Source organism: Desulfurispirillum alkaliphilum, assembly GCF_055378285.1.
The window spans coordinates 1,810,459-1,831,143 of the sequence record NZ_AP042405.1 but is presented as its reverse complement, the minus strand read 5'-3'; the positions used below and the strand labels follow the sequence as shown (position 1 = coordinate 1,831,143).

At 58.4% G+C, this 20,685-nt stretch carries 17 protein-coding genes; 7 read left to right on the top strand and 10 right to left on the bottom strand.

Going from position 1 to position 20,685, the window contains the following annotated elements; translation table 11 throughout:
* The first annotated feature begins 854 nt into the window (after nucleotides 1-854).
* The 5 genes from ppk1 to ACZ46I_RS08170 all read left to right on the top strand — a co-directional run bounded on the left by ppk1 (nucleotide 855) and on the right by ACZ46I_RS08170 (nucleotide 9,050).
* Nucleotides 855-2,924 (top strand): polyphosphate kinase 1, encoded by a 2,070-nt coding sequence (ppk1, locus tag ACZ46I_RS08190; protein ID WP_464280487.1) that lies wholly within the window; start codon nucleotides 855-857, stop codon nucleotides 2,922-2,924.
* Nucleotides 2,921-3,808: a Ppx/GppA phosphatase family protein gene (locus tag ACZ46I_RS08185; protein ID WP_464280486.1), complete on the top strand. Its 888-nt coding sequence runs from the start codon at nucleotides 2,921-2,923 to the stop codon at nucleotides 3,806-3,808. Before ppk1 ends, ACZ46I_RS08185 begins: the two co-directional genes overlap by 4 nt.
* A 152-nt stretch (nucleotides 3,809-3,960) precedes the next feature.
* A complete protein-coding gene (locus ACZ46I_RS08180; RefSeq protein ID WP_464280485.1) occupies nucleotides 3,961-4,623 on the top strand; it encodes a TetR/AcrR family transcriptional regulator in 663 nt (220 codons plus the stop codon).
* Nucleotides 4,624-4,641: 18 nt separating this feature from the next.
* Complete coding sequence (locus ACZ46I_RS08175; protein WP_464280484.1) at nucleotides 4,642-5,973, top strand: efflux RND transporter periplasmic adaptor subunit; 1,332 nt, start codon at nucleotides 4,642-4,644, stop codon at nucleotides 5,971-5,973.
* The gene (locus ACZ46I_RS08170) at nucleotides 5,970-9,050 is read left to right on the top strand and encodes an efflux RND transporter permease subunit (RefSeq protein WP_464280483.1); all 3,081 of its coding nucleotides are present in this window, start codon (nucleotides 5,970-5,972) and stop codon (nucleotides 9,048-9,050) included. The genes ACZ46I_RS08175 and ACZ46I_RS08170 overlap by 4 nt, the downstream gene beginning before the upstream one ends.
* 9 nt (nucleotides 9,051-9,059) lie before the next feature.
* On the opposite strand, the gene ACZ46I_RS08165 is transcribed toward ACZ46I_RS08170, so the two are convergent.
* The 10 genes from ACZ46I_RS08165 to ACZ46I_RS08120 form a co-directional block, all read right to left on the bottom strand.
* Nucleotides 9,060-9,845 (bottom strand): PhzF family phenazine biosynthesis protein, encoded by a 786-nt coding sequence (locus ACZ46I_RS08165; protein WP_464280482.1) that lies wholly within the window; start codon nucleotides 9,843-9,845, stop codon nucleotides 9,060-9,062.
* 37 nt (nucleotides 9,846-9,882) lie between these two features.
* Nucleotides 9,883-11,121: a CinA family nicotinamide mononucleotide deamidase-related protein gene (locus ACZ46I_RS08160; protein ID WP_464280481.1), complete on the bottom strand. Its 1,239-nt coding sequence runs from the start codon at nucleotides 11,119-11,121 to the stop codon at nucleotides 9,883-9,885.
* A 36-nt stretch (nucleotides 11,122-11,157) separates the two neighbouring features.
* Nucleotides 11,158-11,616: a phosphatidylglycerophosphatase A family protein gene (locus ACZ46I_RS08155; protein WP_464280480.1), complete on the bottom strand. Its 459-nt coding sequence runs from the start codon at nucleotides 11,614-11,616 to the stop codon at nucleotides 11,158-11,160.
* Nucleotides 11,613-12,266, bottom strand: coding sequence for a lysophospholipid acyltransferase family protein (locus ACZ46I_RS08150; protein WP_464280479.1), 654 nt, complete (start codon nucleotides 12,264-12,266; stop codon nucleotides 11,613-11,615). Before ACZ46I_RS08150 ends, ACZ46I_RS08155 begins: the two co-directional genes overlap by 4 nt.
* Nucleotides 12,266-12,655, bottom strand: a complete 390-nt coding sequence (locus tag ACZ46I_RS08145; protein ID WP_013506427.1) for a flagellar basal body rod C-terminal domain-containing protein — start codon at nucleotides 12,653-12,655, stop codon at nucleotides 12,266-12,268. The genes ACZ46I_RS08150 and ACZ46I_RS08145 overlap by 1 nt, the downstream gene beginning before the upstream one ends.
* Before the next feature lie 63 nt (nucleotides 12,656-12,718).
* The gene (locus ACZ46I_RS08140) at nucleotides 12,719-13,351 is read right to left on the bottom strand and encodes an outer membrane protein assembly factor BamD (RefSeq protein WP_464280478.1); all 633 of its coding nucleotides are present in this window, start codon (nucleotides 13,349-13,351) and stop codon (nucleotides 12,719-12,721) included.
* Nucleotides 13,352-13,508: 157 nt separating this feature from the next.
* Complete coding sequence (locus tag ACZ46I_RS08135; protein ID WP_464280477.1) at nucleotides 13,509-14,504, bottom strand: NAD(P)H-dependent glycerol-3-phosphate dehydrogenase; 996 nt, start codon at nucleotides 14,502-14,504, stop codon at nucleotides 13,509-13,511.
* Nucleotides 14,501-15,307, bottom strand: coding sequence for an alpha/beta hydrolase (locus ACZ46I_RS08130; protein WP_013506430.1), 807 nt, complete (start codon nucleotides 15,305-15,307; stop codon nucleotides 14,501-14,503). The genes ACZ46I_RS08135 and ACZ46I_RS08130 overlap by 4 nt, the downstream gene beginning before the upstream one ends.
* Complete coding sequence (locus ACZ46I_RS08125; protein WP_464280476.1) at nucleotides 15,282-17,660, bottom strand: HD family phosphohydrolase; 2,379 nt, start codon at nucleotides 17,658-17,660, stop codon at nucleotides 15,282-15,284. Before ACZ46I_RS08125 ends, ACZ46I_RS08130 begins: the two co-directional genes overlap by 26 nt.
* Nucleotides 17,657-18,580, bottom strand: coding sequence for a PhoH family protein (locus tag ACZ46I_RS08120; RefSeq protein ID WP_464280475.1), 924 nt, complete (start codon nucleotides 18,578-18,580; stop codon nucleotides 17,657-17,659). The genes ACZ46I_RS08125 and ACZ46I_RS08120 overlap by 4 nt, the downstream gene beginning before the upstream one ends.
* A gap of 302 nt (nucleotides 18,581-18,882) precedes the next feature.
* Between ACZ46I_RS08120 and gatC the strand changes: the two genes are divergently transcribed.
* Together gatC and gatA are read left to right on the top strand one after the other, a co-directional pair.
* Nucleotides 18,883-19,170 (top strand): Asp-tRNA(Asn)/Glu-tRNA(Gln) amidotransferase subunit GatC, encoded by a 288-nt coding sequence (gene gatC / locus ACZ46I_RS08115; protein ID WP_226507780.1) that lies wholly within the window; start codon nucleotides 18,883-18,885, stop codon nucleotides 19,168-19,170.
* 45 nt (nucleotides 19,171-19,215) lie between these two features.
* On the top strand, nucleotides 19,216-20,658 hold the full coding sequence (gene gatA, locus ACZ46I_RS08110) for an Asp-tRNA(Asn)/Glu-tRNA(Gln) amidotransferase subunit GatA (RefSeq protein WP_464280474.1): 1,443 nt from the start codon (nucleotides 19,216-19,218) through the stop codon (nucleotides 20,656-20,658).
* Nucleotides 20,659-20,685 lie beyond the last annotated feature (27 nt).

Here is a 20,685-nt window from a genome sequence, read left to right as displayed (position 1 = left end):
CCCGAACGCCCGTTTTTCCGGATCGTTGGCTCGCCTGTTCTGGAGATCCAGCAGACACTGCATCCTTGCAGTGCTGCCGGACCACTCACTTCCTGTGAGTGTCCCGTTCGGGTCTTGCCAGCCAGGCGTCGCACTCACCGGACGGGCTCAGGGGGGAACGGCCTGCTTCTGTCTCTCCCCCGTGTGCTGGCCCAGCCAGGACGCGCCGACTGTCAGGCTGCTGAAAAGCTCTCATCTGCGGCGTTGCTCACAAGTGCTCGTCGCTGCGACGTACAGGAAGTACGCCTCACTTCTCACCTTGCGTGCGCCTTGCACCTGAGAGCTTTTCAATTGCCTGAATAACGCGATAGACTCGTAGGGTTGCCGCCACGAGGGCGGCAACCGCAAACCAAAAGCCACGGAGGGCGGTTGTTTGCGGTCCCCAGTTCCAGGTAAGCGGACGGCTGAAAAGGACAGCACTGGGGGGCCGCTTCCCAGCCACTTTTTGCGGGTAAAAAGTGGCAAAAGAAACTCTTATATATGGTGAGGATAATGTCAAGCGACGCAATCTGTGCAGAACCATTTTTGCCATTCCAATATGGCATCAGTGTCGACGCCGACATCCTGCCGTTTCGGGGGGGGGTACGAAACTTCAGTTCAGAGTTCTGGAGTCACGGAAAAACAGACTTCTGACGCCTCCCTGCCTTTTTGCCGGAGAGTGTCAGCGGGATTTCCGAGAGCGGTGGCACGTGTCGGGCAACGCCGCAGATGGCCTCCCCCTGCAGCCCGTTACAGAAATATTACAGGAATTTTACCATCGAAATTCCTCCAATACCCTATGATAGTGCCTTTCCACCTCACCAAGGAGCACTTGCATGCGTAATGATCCCGTATTCCCTTATATCAACCGCGAAATCAGCTGGCTCTCCTTCAACGCCAGGGTACTGCAGGAAGCTACCAATCCGGAAGTTCCCCTGCTGGAGCGGCTGAAATTCCTGGGAATCTTCTCTTCCAACATGGATGAGTACTTTCGGGTGCGGGTTGCGACCATCAAGCGCTTCATTGATATCGGCGAAAAAGCCCTGGATATTCTTGGCGATGATCCGCGCAAAATTCTACTGGCCATCAAGCGCATGGTGGCCACACAGCAGGACGCCTTCGAACAGGCCTATACCCGTATCCGCCACGAGCTGGAGCTTGAGGGTATTTTCATCATCGATGAAACCCAGCTTGACGAGCGCCAGGCGGCTTTCGTGGAGAGCTATTTCCACAACCGGGTGCGGCCCGCCCTCTTCCCCATCATGCTCGACCACATCAAGAGCTTTCCCAACCTCTATGACGGTAATGTCTACTTCGCCATCGAGATGAGTCGCAGCGATGACCCCAGCCAGGAGAAACACGCCCTGCTGAAAATTCCCTCGGACGTCATGTCCCGCTTCCTGACCCTGCCACCCCAGGGGAAAAATCAGTACATCATCCTCCTTGACGACGTGATCCGCCACTGCCTCAAGGATATTTTCAGTATCTTCGACTTTGACGTCTTCCGCGCTTTCACCATCAAGGTCACCCGCGATGCCGAACTGGATATTGAAGACAATATGATCGAAAGCTACATCGACGCGGTCAGCCGCAGCCTGAAAAAACGCAAACAGGGCCGCCCGGTGCGCATGGTCTTTGATCGCACTATATCCGCAGATCTTTTGCAGTTTCTGACCCGCCGACTGCGCCTGAGTCGCCAGGACTCACTCATCGCCGCTGGTCGCTATCATAACTTCAAAGACTTCATGAACTTCCCCGACGTGGGGCCACTGAGCTTCCGCTACGAGCCCCTGCCGCCGCTGCCCCATCCGGTACTGGCCGGACAAAAGCGCCTGCTGAGCATCATCCGCCAGCAGGACATCCTGCTGCACTTCCCCTACCAGTCCTTCCACTATATCCTCGACCTGCTGCGGGAAGCGGCCATCGACCCCGACGTCATCAGCATCAACATGACCCTCTACCGCCTTGCCCAGAACTCCATGGTTATCAACGCCCTGAAAAATGCCGTCCGCAACGGCAAGAGTGTCACAGTGGTCATTGAGTTGCAGGCGCGCTTTGACGAAAAAGCCAACATCTACTGGGCCCAGAAGCTGGAAGAAAACCGCGTGCGGGTCATTTACGGCGTACCCGGCCTGAAGGTTCACTCCAAGCTCTGCCATATCACGCGGCGCGAGGAAGGGAAACTGGTGCACTACTGCACCATAGGTACCGGCAACTTCAACGAGTCCACTGCCCGGATTTACTGCGACGATACCCTGCTGACAGCCGACCCACGCATTACCCGCGATGTGGACAAGGTCTTCGCCTTCCTCAAGGACAACAGCCGGGTGCCCCGCTTCAAGCACCTGCTGGTAGCCCCCTTCCAGATGCGCCAGCACTTCGAACAGATGCTTGACCGGGAAATTGAAGCGGCGCGAGCCGGCCAGGAGGCATGGATATTCATCAAGGTCAACAGCCTGGTGGACCGGGCCATTATCGCCAAGCTCTATGACGCGAGCCGGGCGGGGGTGAAAATCCGCATGATCATCCGGGGAATCTGCTCCCTGGTCAAACGCAAGGGCTTCAGTGACAATATCGAGATTATCAGCATTGTAGACCGCTTTTTGGAGCATTCACGGATATTCTTTTTCCACAATGGCGGCAAGCGACTATGCTTCATGGGCTCGGCGGACTGGATGCGCCGCAACCTCAGCAACCGGGTGGAGGTCATTACGCCCGTTTACAGTGAAGCGCTGCAGCAGGAACTGTGGGATATGCTGAGTATTCAGTGGCAGGATAACTGCCGTGCCCGGATCATCGACAGTCGCCAGAGCAATCCCATGCGTACCCCCGGAGCCACGTCTCCCAGAATTCGAGCCCAATACGAAATCTATGACTACCTGCAAAGGAGTGTGACCCCATCATGATGAAACTGGCCGCCATTGATATCGGATCAAACGCCGTGCGACTCCTGATATCCCATGTATATGAAAATGGCGACAGCAGCCCCCTCATCAAAAAGGCATCCCTTTACCGCGTCCCCGTACGCCTTGGCGAAGACGCCTTTACCAGGGGCCATATTTCCGAGAAAAAAGCCCAGCATCTCGTCAAGACCATGGTCGCCTTCAGAAACCTGCTGGACGTCATAGAACCAGCAGCCTGCATGGCCTGCGCCACTTCAGCCATGCGCGAAGCCGACAATGGCCAGGAAGTCATGGAGCGCGTCCTCAATGAAAGCGGCATTCAGATCCACATCATCGATGGTGGCATGGAAGCCGATATGATCTGCTCCAACGCCATCGCCGAAAAACTCAATCACTCCAAATCCTACCTCTATATTGACATCGGCGGCGGCAGCACCGAGCTGAGCTTTTTCTCCCGTGGCAAACGCCTGGAATCACGCTCCTTTGACATTGGCACCATCCGGATTCTGGAGGGGCTGGTGAGCACCGAACGCTGGAAGGAGATGGGCAGCTGGATCAAAAGTACAACCAAGGGGCACAGCCCCATCCTCGGCATTGGCTCCGGCGGCAATATCAATAAAATCGCCAAAATCGCCGAAAAGGACTCCACCTCACCCCTCAGCCTTGCCAGAATGCAGAAAGTTCATCAGCATATTCAATCGCACACCTATGAAGAACGCATGCGCAAACTCGGCCTCCGCCCGGACCGGGCTGATGTCATCGTGCCCGCTGGCGAAATCATCCTCTTTGTGATGGAAGCCGCTCGCATGAGCAAGCTGCTGGTACCCAAAATCGGACTATCCGACGGCATCATTCACCACCTCTACCAGCAGCAGAAACCTTCCTGACCGCTTTCTGGCAACCATACGCGTCACAATACCCTGCTCAATAGCGACACCACGAAAAGCCAAACAGCAAAGCTGATAGCTTTCGCGTCCACATTCCCCTTGAAATTAATTAATCGATCATTTAATATCTGACCACCATTCAGGAGCACCCCATGCACAAGCAGTTGAACAGAAAACCTGGCAGGCCAAAGGGAACCAATACCGAGCAGCGCGAGCAGTTACTCGACATCACCGTGGAGCACTACGCTCGTCACGGCATTGGCGCAACCAGCCTGCGCGCCATTGCCAATGCAGGTGGAGTCACCCCTGCCATGATCAGCTACTACTTCGGCTCCAAGGATCAACTGCTGGACGCCGTTATCAATGAGCGTCTGATACCTGCCTTTGACGGGCTGCGCCAGGAGCTGCTGTCGGCTGGCGACAATACGCGTACACTCGTGCGCACTTTTGTGACAGCCGTCCACGCCATGGTGCGGCGCCATCCATGGCTGCCGGGTCTCTGGATACGGGAAGTTGTCAATGAAGATGGTGCCCTGCGCCAGTTTCTGCTGAGTTATGTGGTCAAGAACCTGAAACTCCCCAGTAAACTGGCCCAAGCCTTCCAGAACGCTCGGGAGCAGGGCAGTGTGAATCCCCATGTGGAACCACACCTGTTGCCCGTCTCCCTCATAGGCCTGACAATGTTTCCCCTGGCAACCACCTCCCTCTGGCAGCAGCACTTTAGCCCTGAAACGCTGAACATCAGCCAGGAACGCTTGCAAGATCACACCATCGCCCTGCTGGAGCACGGACTCTTTCCCGCTGCAGACAACTGATAACAAAAGGAGCCTCCCATGCCATCCGTCCGCCGGAAACTCGCAATCTTTCTCCCCATGGCTGCAGGCATTCTCCTGGTCGTCATCCTGGTTGCCAGTCGCAGTGGCCCACAGCACAACGCCCAGGGAACAGAAATTCCAGTGGTCTCCACCATTCAGGTGAAGGAGGTTGACTTCCTCCCCAGAGTCCGCGCCACAGGTACGGTTACTGCCGGGCGCAGCTGGCGGGCTGTGGCCGAGGTCGGGGGACGGGTTGAACTGGTCACAGATCTGCTGCAAACGGGCAAGGCAGTAGAGGGCAACCGTCTGCTGCTGCGCATAGAGTCCACCGACTACGACAATGCCCTGGCCGATGCCCACGCGGTCTGGCTGGCGGCGAAAGCCCAGGTTGCCGAGCTGGAGAGTCGCCGGGAAAGCATGAAAACATCACTTCTGCTGGAAGCGCGGGCTCTGGAGCTGGCGGAACGTGAATTGACCCGACAGCAGGGTCTGGCAGCCACGGGAACCATCTCCCAGACACAACTGGAGCGTGAGGAGCGCAGTTTCCTGCAGCAGCGCCAGAGCGTGCAGCAGTTGCGCAATACGCTGAATCAACTCCCCCACGAACGCGAACGGCTGCTGGCCCAGCAGGAAAGCGCCCGCGCCCGCATGGAGCGCGCCAGGCGCGATATGGAACGCACCAGGGTGCAATCCCCCTATGCCGTCGTTATCGGGCCGGTACATGTGAATACGGGGCAGGTCGTGTCCCCGGGAACCCTGTTATTCGAAGCCCATGACCACCAATCCATGGAGGTTGTGGCCCACCTGCCCCTTGGTCGTCTTGCGACGCTCACCAGCAGCACGCCCACGGAGAGTTCTCTGCCTCCACGCCAGGATTTAACCAATCTCGGTGCCCGTCTTCTGCTGCCCGGCATCCCTGAACCCGTATCCGCTGAAGTGCTGCGTTTTACCGACGCCCTGGATCAACGCACCCGCACTCTGGGTATCGTCCTGCGCATCAACGCCTGGCAATGGCAACAATCCTTTCCGGCGCGCCCCTTCCCCTTACTTCCCGGTATGTTTGTCGAGGTGGAACTGACCGGTGCTCCACGTTCTGCGGCTATCCTGCTGCCCCGCTCCAGTGTTCGCCAGGATAGCGTGGTGCTGGTTGTCGACAGCGAGCAGCGCCTAGAGCGCCGCCAGGTTTCCATCGGCCATAGGTACGGTGAACTGGTGCAGATTCTGGATGGAGTAAAGCCAGGCGAGGCGGTCGTGGCGGGCGACCTGATGCCCGCCATCGAGGGCCGCACGGTCGAGCCCCGCTTCAGTGCAGCTTCCCAGCAGCTCATTGAAGGTGCGGGTGCGCCATGATCCGCTACTTTGCCGAGCATCCCACAGCAGCCAACATTCTGGCCATCATCTTGCTGCTGGCCGGCGTACTTTCCATTGGCTCATTGCTGCGCGAGACCTTTCCCGACTTTCGCCCCGTGGAAGCTTCCGTCGAGGTGGAGTATCGGGGTGCCAGTGCCCACGAGGTGGAAGAAGCGATTTGCCAGCGCCTGGAAGATGCGGTTGACGGCATTACTGACCTGGCGGAGTTTCGCTGTGATGCCCGCGAAAATTTCGCGCTGGCCATTGCCAAGATGTCGGGAAACGGCGACGCCCAGCGTTTTCTGAGCACCATAGCCACCGAAGTAGACGCCATCGACGACCTCCCCGCCCAGGCAGGCAAACCCATTGTGCGCGAACTGCATCGCACCGATCTGGTGGCAGCCCTGGCCATAACGGGGCCCATGGATGAAACCGATCTGAAGGTCTATGCCGAAAAGCTGCGGGAGCGCCTGCTGCGCAACCCGCATATTGCCCAGGTCAACCTGAAAGGATTCTCTGAACGCCAGATACAGGTGGAAATCGCGGCTGATGTGCTGCATCAGCACGGAGTCAGCGTGAACGCCATTGCCGCCATTTTGGCCCGCCAGAATATCGAATTGCCCGCCGGAACCCTGGAGAGCCCCCTGGGCGATACGGTGATCCGCTTCACCGATGAACGCAAAGCACCTCAAGCCTTTGAAGATATTATCATCATTGGCACAGCCGATGGCCACGAGTTGCGACTGGGCGACCTGGCCACCATCACTGACACCTTTCGCCTGCCCGAGGTGCGCACCGAGCTGGATGGTACACGGGCCGCCGTACTGGAAGTGTATAAAGGACGAGATCATGACAGTCTGGACGTATATGCCGATCTGCAGGAATTCATCACAAACGAGCGCCTGCGCGCGCCGGAGTCGGTGCAACTGGTACTGACCCAGGATATCACCTCCATCCTGCAGGATCGCCTGCAAATGCTGACGCGCAATGGCATTCAGGGATTGTTTCTGGTGGTGGCAGCCATCTGGCTCTTCTTCAGCCTGCGCACTTCGCTGCTGGTGGGGCTGGGCCTGCCCATCTCGTTTCTGGGTGCCTTTGCCCTCATGGCCATGCTGGGCGTCTCCATTAACATGGTCTCCATGGTTGCCCTGATGCTGGCCATCGGTCTGATGATGGACAGCGCCATCGTCATTGCTGAAAATATCGCCGCCCACAGCGAGCGGGGAAAAAATCCCCTCTCAGCCGCCGTGGAAGGCGTACGTGAAGTGGCACCCGCCATCCTGTCCTCATTCCTGACCACCGCTGCTATCTTTGTGCCCCTGGCCTTTATCTCCGGCGACATTGGCAAAGTGCTGCGCGTCATGCCTTTTGCCGCCCTGCTGACCCTGATCGTCAGCCTCGTGCACGCCTATCTGATCCTGCCCCACCACATGTGCCACAGTACCCGCAGACTGCAGAATCGTACTCCGAACCGCTTTCGCCAGCGCTTCGAGCACGGCTTTGCCACCCTGCGGGACGAGTACCTGAACCGGGCAGTGCACTGGGCCGTACACCAGCGCTCCCTGTTTGCGGGCCTGTTGATTTTCTTCTTTCTCTCCACCATTGGCCTGCTGGCGGGTGGTCTGGTGAAGTTCGAAGCCTTTCCCGATCTGGAGGGTGACGTGGTGGAAGCGCGCCTGATCATGCCCCAGGGGACACCCCTGGAGCGTACCCGCCAGGTGGTGGAACAAGTGGTGAGCGCCCTTGAGCAGGCCAATGCCGAACTCAGCCCCCAGCAGCCGGGTCAGCAACCACTGGTGCGGCATATTCTGGTACGCTACGGGGAAAACACCGACGCCTTTGAGCGTGGCCCACACGTCGCCACCATAACTGCCGATCTGCTGACGGCAGAGAGGCGCTCCACTCGACTGGATGAACTCTTCTCCCTGTGGCGCGAGCACACGGGGTCGCCAGCCGATGTACTCAGCCTGAACCTGAAAGAGCCGGTTATTGGCCCGGCGGGAAAGGCCCTGGAGATCCGCTTGAAAGGTGAAGACCTGCACACCCTGGAAGCGGCCGCCTACGACCTCTCCCAGTGGCTGAAAGGCTATACCGGTGCCACTGATATACTCAGCGACCTGCGCACCGGCAAACCCGAATACCACCTGCAGCTGAAAGCCGGAGCCGCCAGCCTGGGAGTAGACGCAGCCGAAATCGCCCGCCAGCTGCGCGCAGCCTGGCTGGGGGAAACTGTCAGTCAGATTCAGGTGGGAAGGGAGACATTTGAAATCATGGTGCGGCAGCGCGACCGCCACAGCCTGCTGGAGCTGGAGCGCTTTCTGGTCACTCTGCCCGACGGCACCCTGATTCCCCTGAGTGAAGTGGCTTCCATGGAGCCTGCCCGTGGATGGGGCCGCATATTGCGCATTGATCGGCAGCGCACGGTCACGGTGAGCGGCGACGTGGATACCCGCATCGCCAACGCCATGGAGATAATCACCGATCTGCAAAAGCGTTTCCTGCCCGAACTGCAGGCCCGCTATCCTGAAGTGCAGGTCCACTTTGAAGGGCAAATTGCCGAATCCCGCCAAACGGGCGCATCCATGCGCAACGCCCTGCTGCTTGGCCTGCTGGGGATCTTCTGCATCCTCAGCTACCAGTTCCGCAGCTTCATCGAACCAGCCGTCGTCATGGTCGCCATCCCCCTCGCCTTCATGGGGGCCGTGTGGGGACACCTGATTACCGGATACAACCTCTCCATGCCCTCGGTCATTGGCGCCGCATCCCTGGCCGGAATCGTGGTCAATAATTCCATCCTGCTGGTCGCCTTTGTCAAGATGCACGCCTCAGGCGGAGCCACTATTCTGCAGGCTGCTCTCAGTGCCAGCCGGGATCGCTTTCGCGCCCTCACCATCACGACGATCACCACCGCCCTGGGCCTTATGCCCCTCATGCTGGAGCGCAGCCTTCAGGCCCAGTTTCTCAAACCGCTGGTCATCAGCATCATCTTTGGCCTGATCACATCAGCTATCCTGGTACTGCTGGCCATACCCTGCCTCTACAGTTTCCTGGATGACTGGCGAAGAAAACCTCAATAGTCAAAGCCTTCAAAGGGTAATCATCCCCTGGGAGAAAAATACGCAGTGTCCCCCGATCAGAACGCGGTCGATGAGATTTTCGCAGAAGAGCTCACCGCTGCGGGGCGATATCTGCCGGGCATGTAACGTTGTGCGGCCAAGGCGATCGGCCCAGAAGGGGATAAGGGTGCTGTGGGCGGAGCCGGTCACCGGATCTTCGGCGATGCCGGCTCCGGGAGCGAAGAAACGGGAGACAAAGTCCACGGTATCTCCAGGCGCCGTGGCGATAAAACCCAGAGTATCGGGGATGCGCTTGAGGGCATCAAAATCCGGCTGCAGGCTGCGGATAGTCTCTTCGTCTTCAAAGAGCAGCAAATAGTCCCGGGACTTCCAGGTCTCCCGTGGTTCTCTGCCCAGGGCCTGTCCAAGCAGAGGTGAGAGGGCGGCCGGATGGGGCCTGCGCGAGGGAAAATCCATCACCAGCAGCGTACCGCGGCGCTCCACCTTCAGCACGCCGCTGGCAGTTTCAAAGGTGATCCGGTCAAGCTGTGGCGCCATACTGGAAAAAATCACAAAGGCACTGGCCAGGGTGGCATGGCCGCACAGGTCCACCTCAACCTGGGGAGTGAACCAGCGCAACTGGTAGTGTCCGGGAGCCGTGGCAACAAAAAAAGCGGTTTCAGAGAGGTTGTGCTCGGCGGCGATGGCCTGCATGGTTTCCACGCTCAGCCAGGATTCCAGGGGGCAGACGGCAGCGGGATTGCCGCCGAAAACCTGCTGAGTAAAGGCATCGACGTGATAGACAGGGAACTTCATGGCATCCTCCCATGGGCGGGATGAAAAATCACGGATATTATCTGCGCACCATTCGCAGCAGCTGAAAAAGCCCTGCCTGGACGGCGCGTTGCCGGATCAGTTCACGGTTGCCGCTGTGCAGGTAGCGTTGCACCTCCACGCAATCCTTCACCCGCGTGCCTATATACACTGTGCCCACCGGTTTCTCTTCAGTCCCCCCTTCGGGACCGGCAATACCGGTGACGGAGATTCCGCAGTGGGTACGGGCAATGCGACAGACACCATCGACCATTTCACGGGCTGTGGGTTCACTGACAGCGCCGTGATCCACGAGGGTCTGCTCCGCGACCCCAAGCAGCTCCACCTTGGACTGGTTGGAGTAGAAGACGCCGCCGAAGAGCAGGATGGCTGAAGCGCCGGGAACGGCGATAAGCTGATCGGCAATCTTTCCGCCGGTGCAGGATTCCGCCAGAGCCAGGCTCAGCTGCTGGCGCTGAAGCTCTTTGAGCAGGACGACTTCCAGCGCTTCGTTTTCCATGGAGAAGATATCATCCGGCGCGAAACAGGGCAGAATCAGCTCCATAACCGACGCAGCAATGCGGTCAGCTTCCTGCTGGCCTGCGCGCGTTCGGCTGGCCACGCGGATGCGTACAGCAGCATCATTGGGCAGCAGGCCGATGCGGTAATTCTCGCCCTCCAGCAGGTGGGCGATGCGGCGGGCCACTTCTGACTCGGGGATACCGCAGAGGGAGATGATGGCCTGGCCATTATAGAAGCGTTCCTGGGGATACTGCAGGAAATGCTCCATGAAGTTGCCACTGACGGCGCGCATCTCCGCCGGCACACCAGGCATACAGAGAAACTGGCAACCGCTGAGCATAAAGGTGAAACCATCGGCGGCACCCACGGGGTTAGGTACAACGGTGGCACCGACAGGAAAAGTCGCCATGCGCTTATGTATGTCTTTCATGGGACGCTTGCGCCGAGTGAAAAACTCCTGCAGGCGACTGAGTGATGCCTCATCGATGCGCGATTCCACTCCCAGGGCGCGGGCGCTTGCCTCCTGGGTCTTGTCATCGTGGGTCGGCCCAAGGCCGCCAGTGACCAGTACCAGCTGATTGTCGGCGGCCAGCTCATGGTAGGCTGCAACAATGTCATCTGTTTCGTCACCCACCGTCAGGTGAGTACGCACATCGAAACCCTGTTGGGTCAGCATCTGGGCCAGATAGCGGGCGTTGGAGTTGAGGATAAAGCCACTGAGCAGCTCATCGCCTATACTGAGAAGTGATGCGCGCATATGTCTTCCTTTGCGTGAAAAGTGGAAGGGCACAGATCAGAGCAGCAGGCTCACCGCCACAAGCACCAGCGCGGCGGCGGCACCGGCCGCCATATCATCTGCCATGACACCCCAGCCGTCCCTCAAGGTTTCCAGTCGGCGGATAGGCCAGGGTTTGAGAATATCAAAAAAGCGGAAAAGTACAAAGACAGCCAGCAGCATGGGCCAGCTGACCGCAAACCACATGCCGGCAAAGAACACACCGGCGATCTCGTCGATCACCACGCAAGAGGGGTCCTTGCGGCCATAGAGCTCCTGGGCGCGATGGCACACCAGCACTCCACCAAAAAACAGCAGCCCGGCAATGAGCAGCTTGCTCCACAGGGGAAAATCTGCCATCAGCCACAGCAGCGCTATGCCGGGCAGGGTTCCCCAGGTGCCAGGGGCAAAGGGTATCTTGCCGAAATAGAGTCCAGTGGCAATAAAATCAAGAGGAATACGCTGAGCCGCTCTCATGTGCGCTTCCCGGCGGCCATGGCCTGATCCGCTCTGCGGGTGGCGCTCATCAGGAGCTCCCCCAGCAGCTTGTTGCCGGTTTCAAGGTCATCATAGTGTTCAGCCAGGAGGGGTTTTTCCACCACAAAGTGCATGCGGCCAAAGGGCAGGGGGAAGACAAAGGAGTCCCAGCTGGAGAGAATTTTTACGGGACTGCCACTGTAGGAAACCGGCAGAATGGTGGTGCCGGTGGCCTTGGCGGCACCGACCGCACCTGGTTTGACCACCAGCGGTGGCCCTTTGGGACCATCGGGGGTGATGCCGATGTCGTATCCCTGACGAAGCTTGGCGATCATCTGACGCAGCGCGCCAACGCCGCCACGGGTGGAAGAGCCGCGCACGGTATCGTGGCCAAAGTAGCGCAGAACGCGGGCGAGAATCTCGGCATCGGTGTGCTGGCTGAGCACGCCACAGGCGTTGCCTCTGCCGTACAACCAGATCAGTGCAATAAAACGACCATGCCAGGTGGCAATAGTGTAGGGCTTGGGGTCATCTTCCACCGCCTGCAGGATCTCCCGCCCCTCATAGGTTTTGCGGCAGGTCAGGAAGCAGATTTTCAGATACATCTGGGCGATAAAGGGCAGGATCCGGAACAGGAGCAGAGATTTCATCAGGAGACGATATCAAGCAGTGTCCCTATCATTTCGTCCTGGGAGCGGATCACTCCGGTATTGGCGCTGACAGAGTACTGGTTTACGGAGCTGTTGACGATCTCGCGGGTGATATCGGTGTTGGATCCTTCCACAAGGCCCGCCATGGCAATGGCGTCGGCACTGAAGGACACCGTGTCCGCCGGAAATTCGCTGGGCCGGAAAGGACCGTGGCTCTTGTCGATGCTGACGCCGGTGGGGCGCACTCCTCCAGAGACACCTTCTGCAGTATCCACCCGCTGGGACTTGAAGCCATCGGTGTTGACATTGGCCACATTGTGGGCCGATGCGGATTGTCGAAAGCCATAGGTTTTTATGGCGGAAGCGGCATTATAGAATGCATCTACCATGGGGCTGACTCCTTACATCCTGTTCCGGGATCCTTCCCGTTCTTTCCTATCGGCAAAGAAGCGTCACTTCTGAAGTTCTTTTAAACGTCGATACTGCTGCTGAATCACCGGTGTGGCAAAAAAATCGGGATCATCCCGCTCTATGCGCTCAAGCCGTGTCTTCGCAGCGGTAATTTTTTTCGTCCGCAGGTAAAAATCGAGAATATACGCCTCGTGTTCGGCAATAATTTCAAAGGCCTGCTGCTCCATTACCTGAACCTCACCGGTGCGTGGCGAACTCTGATATTCACGGTAGAAGCGTTGGGCCAGAGAGTACGCCTTGCGGGCTGGATTCACATCGCGATCAATGGTGCGAATCTGCTCCATGTACATTTCCATCAGGCGGATCATGGTATCGTCGGCAGCGGAATGGTCGGGAAAGCGCAGCAGATAGTGTTCATACTCAATGGACGCGTCCAGCCACTCGCCTTCCTTCTCGTAGGTGTGGGCGATATAGAGCATGATCCGGGCGACGGCTTCTGAATTATCCGCCAGGTTCATCACACCACGGTACTCCTGGCGCGCCTCATCGTACTGCCCGCGTTCTGCCAGCCGGTGGGCGGTTTCCAGATCCGGAACGCGGTCGGGATCCGCTTTCTTGGCGCATCCGGAGCCCAGAATGAGAAGTGCCAGCAGAAGAAATATATATCTGTGCATGAATGTCCTTTGTCTCTGAGAATTGTTTCGCTTCCCGCCATCGGCACACACGATGCCATGGTCAGTTTCAGGCAAAAATACTACCTGAGAAGCGGTCCTTTGTAAATGTGGTTTTGCGCTGATTTTGTTTTCCAGGACAAATTTCCACCCCCACGACTCAGCTCCAGTGCTCGGCCTTGAGGTCGCGGTTCATGAGATCGCGAATTCCCTGACAGACGTCCTTGTCCTCAAAGAGAATACGGTAAGCTTCCGCCGTTATGGGCATATCCACACCCTTCTGCAGCGCCAGCTCGTGGGTGGACTGGCAGGTCTGAACGCCTTCCGCCACCATGTTCATACCCGCCGTGATATCGCCAAGGGTTTCCCCCCTGGCCAGCCGCTCTCCCACAGTGCGATTGCGACTGAGGCCACCGGTACAGGTGAGCACCAGATCGCCCACTCCGGCAAGGCCGCTGGCAGTCTGACTGTGGCCTCCGCACTTGACCACCAGGCGGGTGATTTCGGCCAGACCACGGGTAATCAGGGCGGCAGTGGCGTTGTGGCCAAGCCCGAGGCCATGGCAGATACCGCTGGCAATGGCGATGACGTTTTTCACGGCGGCGCAGATCTCCACGCCCATGACATCCTTGGTGGTATAGGCACGGAAGGACGCGTTACTGAAAATATCCTGCAGGCCGCTTCCGGTGCGAGTCTTCGGACTGGCAATGGTCACTGCCGTCGGCACCCCCTGCACCACCTCGCGGGCAAAGGAAGGCCCTGAAAGCGTGGATACGTTGGCGTGGGGCCCCAGGATATCGGCAAAAATCTGGTGGGGCAGAAGCAGGGTCTCGTTTTCGATGCCCTTGCTGGCATTGACGATGGGCGTGCCAAGTTCCAGGTACGATCCGATATCCTGGAGCAGCCGGCGGGACTTCTGCACAGGCACCGCCCACAGGTAGAGCTCATAGGGACTGAACAGCCGCCCGTAGTCCGTGGTGGCTTCCATGGCATGCAGTTCCATGTCCGGCAGGTAAAGACTGTTGCGGCGCGAGCCGTTGATCTCCTCTGCCACTTCCTCCTCACGGGCAAATATCAATACTTCCCGACCAGTGGAAGCGAGGTGATGGGCCAGGGCGGTGCCCCAGCTGCCGGCACCGATGACCGCGCATTTCATTGTATTTCCTCCTGTATGGTGCTCAGTACAGCCGGCGAGTGCACACAGTCGGCCACCGCATCGGCGTTCCTGCTGCTCAGGGGCAGCAGGTGCCCGGCAATATCCCGGATAATTTCATCTATATCTCCCATCAGGGAGTGATCGCCCGCTTCATAGAGCTTCAGGGTTGCGAGGGGCTGCTCGGATGCCATGGCGACCGACTGTTCAAAACTGACCGTCTCATCACGTTTGCCGTGTATCAGCAGAAAGGGCAACCGTGTCCGCAGCCGATAGGGCATATAGCTTTCCACATCTTCCAGAAATGCAGTTCCCAGTTGAATGGTGTCATTGACCCCGTAATGGTAGAACAGGGCGAACCCTTTCTCCTTCCACACCTGCAGTCCATCTGCCCCCATGCCCTCCAGCCGGTTGGCGTAAAAATCAAAAGAGCCCGCCAGGGTCGTCAGAGATGCCACCGCCGGCGAAGCTCCTTGCTCGCAGTAGCGGGCAAGCACCATGGCGCCAAGGGACGAGCCGATCAGGTGAATGCGCTCATAGGCTCCCGCCAGGGTATCCACGATGCGTCGAAGCTGATCCACCATCTTCGGCACCGTGAGGTGAAAGAAGCGATCCGCCTGCATATCGTCAAAGGTGAAGCGCAAAAAAGAGTAGCCACGCTGGAAAAGTGCGTCCTCAATGGCACACGCCTTGGCCGAGAGCATGGATGATCCGAAACCATGAAGATAGACCACAATGTGTTGAGGATTGTTGTGGCGCAGACTCCAGTGGCGGGGAAGCTCAGAAATACTGAGGGTTGCTGCCATTTTTCTCTCCCTTGTCTTTGGCGTCAGCTTCCGGTGTGCCCGGAATATCCACATCCTGGTGGGTGAAGTGGCGTATGGAGGCGGGAACTTTCTTCGTGGGAATAGGCGGGTTGCCACTGCCGGGGCGGGAGCGGGTATCCAGCTCAGCGTCAGGAGCTTTCTCAGGCTTCTCTTTGGGAACCTGAACTTCCTTCTTGTCCTCTGGGTATTCGATGCGCTGGTGATAGATTCCCGTCAGGGTCTTGGTGAAGCTGGCAGCAATCATGCCGATATCCTTCAGGGTCAACTCACACTCATCCAGCTGCCCATCCACGAAGATATTATTGATGATCTTCTGCACCAGGTTCTGAATGCGCGTATGCGATGGCTCCGAAAGGGCCCGGGTCGCGGCCTCGCAGCTGTCTCCCAGCATAACCAGTGCGGCGGCGCGGGTCTGTGGTTTGGGGCCGGCATAGCGGAATTTCTCGTCATCAACCTTCTCGCCACCCTCCAGCGCTTTCTTGTAGAAGTACTGGATGAGCGTCCGGCCATGGTGCTGCTGAATAATCTCCCGTATGGATTTGGGCAAACTGTACTCTTCGGCCAGCTCCATGCCGTGTTTGACGTGGTTGGTGATTACCAGGCTGGACATGGCGGGCGACAGGGTATCGTGGCGGTTGATCCCCCGCTGATTCTCAATGAAGTACTCGGGCTTCTTCATCTTTCCGATATCGTGATAGTAAGCCCCTACCCTTGCCAGCAGGGGATTGACGCCAATTTCTTCGGCCGCTGCCTCAACCAGGCTGCCCACGATGATGCTGTGGTGATAGGTACCGGGCGCCCGCAGAATCAGCTGCTTCAGCAGAGGATGTCCCATATTGCTCAGTTCCAGCAGCCGCAGGTCACTGGTGACATGGAATCCCGACTCAAAGATGGGCAGCAGGCCCATCACCAGCAGCATGGATATCTGCCCGGAGATAAAGACAAAGGCAAAGGCCCAGAGGGCGCCCCAGGAAAAGAGATCGCCGTTGAAGAGCAGGATGGAGACCATGACCAAAGCGCCTGCGGCACTGGACCACAGGGCGGCGAAGGTCAGATCCATGCGGTTGCGGAACGAGAAACTGCTGTAGGCCGCCACAAGCCCGCTGACGAAGGTATAGAGGGCGAAGCTGATATCGTGACCCACCATCACGCCACAGATGATGGAAAAGACCGTGGTGTAGATCATGGCGATGTGCAGATCCAGCAGGATCGCCACCAGCATGGCCCCGGCCGCGATAGGCACAGCGTAGATCAGGTAGTCATAACTCACGTAGGGCAGGTTGAAGGAGAGCCCGGCAGCAATAATGGAGAACAGCTTCACCAGGGCAATGGAGCCAAGCAGGATCGTGAAGAAAATATAGAGGCGGTCACTGCTGTTGAAAATCTTCTTGCGCGCCTTTTCGAAATATTTCCAGGGAATCAGAATCAGAATACTGGCCATGATCAGGGTGGCCATAAAGGAGAACCAGTGTTCCAGGGAGCTTTTAACCCGTAGCAGGGTATTCAGTTTCTGACGGGTCATGGCGTCGACAATTTCGCCTTCCCGCACGATCATCTCACCCTGGCGCACCACAATGTAGACTGGCTTGACCTGCTGGGAGAGCTCCTCGCGCCGGGTGATGGTTGCCCGCTCGTTGAAAGTGATATCGGGGGAGAGGTTGGCCATGGTGAACATGACCACGGCAGACTCCTGACAGTGCTGATCGATGACCGCGGCCACCTCGGAGGGAGTGCGGGGAGGGCGCTCGGGTACAATACGCTGAACACCGCCGGTGCTGATATCCCGCACAAAGGCGTTGTCAAAGACATGGGAGCGGCTCCCGGGCAAGTAAACTCCCTGGCCGTAGGCCGTGCCGACACACTGCTTGATGCGCTGCTCCAAAGCTTCCGAGAACTGACGTTCCTGAAAGTGTGCCAGCACCTCCGGCTGCAGATGAAAGCGCCCCAGCATCGCCTCAAGCTCTTTGACTTCACCGGAGCCTTCCGGCGCCGAAGCAGCGCGCCGCGCTGCCTGAAAAGTCTCTTCGATGGCAATGACAAAGCTGCGCTCCACTGAGCGGTCATGGTCGAAGAGCAGCCCGGCGTGTTCATGGGCCTCCCGCCGTTTCTGTATGGTGGCGGCTTCGTCAATGACCAGCAGTTCCCGATCAGATTTGATATTGCGGCTGGCAATATCTCCGACCTCATAAATATCTCCGGTGAACCGTTCTTCGGGGATGGCAAAAAAGGCGACCAGAACCACGGTGACCATGGCGATCACCTTGACCCCCAGAGGCTGTTTGATGGTGTGGGCCAGAAAGTACTGGTGCCAGCGACCGATGAGATTACTCATTGCTTGTTTCCTGATTCATAGTGCTCGTAAGCCTGAACGATAGCGCTGACCAGCGGATGGCGCACCACGTCGGCATTGGAAAAAAAGGTCATGCCCACTTCGGGAATGTGGCGCAGGATATCGATGGCCTGCTGCAGGCCCTGGGAGACACCAGCGGGAAGGTCCGTCTGCGTAGGATCGCCGTTGATCGCCATGGTCGAACCGTTGCCGAGGCGGGTAAGAAACATCTTCATCTGGGACGGCGTGGCATTCTGCGCTTCGTCCAGGAGAATAAAGGCACTGGAAAGGGTACGGCCACGCATGAAGGCGATGGGCGCAACTTCGATGGTTTTTTTCTCCATCAGCTTCTCCACTTTCTCGACACCGAGAAAGTCGTGCAGGGCATCGTAAATCGGTCGCAGGTAAGGATCGACTTTTTCCTCAAGGTCGCCGGGTAGAAAACCCAGCTTTTCGCCGGCTTCAACAGCGGGCCGGGTGATGATGATCCTGTCGACCGCGCCGCGCTGAAGGCGTTCCACGGCGCAGGCAACCGCCATATAGGTCTTGCCGGTTCCCGCAGGGCCAATGCCGAACGTCAGCTCCCGCTCCTGCAGGTTGCGCACGTAGGACTGCTGGGAAGCGTTGCGGGGCCGCACAAATTTGCGACCGGCACGCACGACATCCCCGTCGGCATCACTGCGAAAACTGGGGATTTCACGGGGCACAAAGGTTTCCCCGTGACGCACGCGCTGATTCACCTGCTGCAGAAGCTCCACCGCCTGCTCCACCTGCCGGTCAGAGCCGCCACGAACGAGGAGCCGGTTCCCACTGCCGGAGATTGTGACATCACAGACACGCTCCACCTCGCGAAGGTTTCCGTCACCTATGCCCATAACCTGGGCCAGGGTATCAACATCAAGCTCTATTTCCTGTGTATGCAACTATGTACTCCAGAATTGCGGTTTTGCGATCTGCCACCGATTCTTCAGCAGCCTGTCGGAAATATATCACACTTTGCCGCGGCAGATGCAAGGGAAGAGGGGAGATTGCAGCCGAAGGCGCACGGGAAAAGCATCTGCACACTGGCCACACTGGCCCCACCCTCCCCTGGCGGGTCGGCGGACAAACCTGCGGCAACGACATCGCAAAAGCCCGCACCAGTGCTTGTTTCCACGAAAATTCCCGGTTGACTGAAATACTCCATGCGCTATACTTGCAGAAAATTTCTGCGGAGTCACCTGTCATGAAAATACAACAAGCGGAAGTCCTGCACATTGCCCGACTCTCCAGGCTCTCCCTGAGTGAGGCCGAAGTGGAACAATACGGCGAGGATCTCAACAGCATCCTGGGCTACATGGATGCCCTCAACGCCCTGAACACCGATGACATCCCCCCCACTTCCCACGCCGTCACCAATGGAACCGTCATGCGCGATGACGCGGTACTTCCCTCCCTGCCCCTTGAGCTGGTCATGGCCAATGCGCCGGATCACGACATGGATCACTTCCGGGTTCCACCGGTTATCGAGTAGGCCGTCGCACATTCTGCCTCAACACTCTCTTCGCCAGGAGCATTCATGCCGCTGCATAAAACACTGACCCAACTGCAACACGCCCTCGCCACTTCGGAGATCACCAGCCAGCAACTGGTGGAAGCCTGCCTGGAAAACATCCGCACCAAAGATGATCAGCTTCAGGTTTTCAACCAGGTCAATGAACAGGCCCTGGCAGAAGCCACCAGCGCCGACAAACGCCGCAGCCTGGGCGAAAAACTGCCCCTGCTGGGCATTCCCATTGCCGTCAAGGACAACATCAACGTCAAGGGCCTTGCCACCACCTGCTCATCGCGCATGCTCGCCAACTATACCGCCATCTATGACGCCACCGTGGCCACCCGCCTGCGCGAAGCCGGCGCCATCGTCATCGGCAAGGCCTCCATGGACGAATTCGCCATGGGCTCTTCAAACCAGACCGCCTTCCAGAAGCAGACCCGCAACCCCTGGGATCCTACCCGCGTTCCGGGCGGCTCCTCCGGTGGCAGCGCCGCTGCCGTCGCCGCGCGCATGGCCCCCGCCGCCCTGGGAAGCGACACCGGCGGTTCCATCCGCCAGCCGGCAGCCTTCTGCGGCGTCGTTGGACTGAAGCCAACCTATGGCACCGTCTCCCGCTTCGGCCTGGTGGCCTTTGCCTCCAGCCTCGACCAGATCGGTCCCATCACCCACAGCGTAGCGGACGCTGCGCTGATGCTGAACGTCATCGCCGGACACGACCAAAACGACTCCACCAGCCTCGCCTTCGACAAGCCCGACTACACCTCCTGCGTGGGCAAAAATATCGCCGGGCTGCGCGTTGGACTGCCCCGTGAGTATTTCATCGAAGGCCTGAATCCGACCATCCGTCGCCAGGTCATGGCCGGGGTCGAAGCGCTCAAGGAGCAGGGAGCCATTGTCAAGGAGATATCCCTGCCCCATACCGACTACGCGGTGGCTACCTATTACATCATCGCCACTGCCGAAGCCAGCTCCAACCTGGCTCGCTACGATGGCGTACGCTATACCCATCGCAGCGAAGGAGCAACGGATCTGATCGACATGTACACCACGACCCGCAGCCAGGGCTTCGGCCCCGAGGTGAAACGGCGCATCATGCTGGGAACCTATGTGCTCTCCAGCGGCTACTACGACGCCTATTACCGCAAGGCCCAGAAGGTGCGCACCCTGATCGCCCGCGATTTCCAGCAGGCTTTCAGCGATGTGGATGTCATCGTCACGCCAACCACACCAAGCACCGCTTTTGCCTGCGGAGAGAAAAATACCAGCCCCCTGGACATGTACCTGGAGGACATCTTCACCCTCTCCTGCAACCTGGCAGGTATCCCCGGCATGAGCATCCCCTGCGGGCTGGATGAAAAGGGACTGCCCATCGGACTGCAGCTTTACGGCCGGCACTTCGGTGAAGGTGACCTGATCCGCGCCGGATCTGCCATTGAACATTCCATCGGATTTCAGGGTCTCAGCTGAGCGCGTCAGCCTCCTGAGGCTCCACAA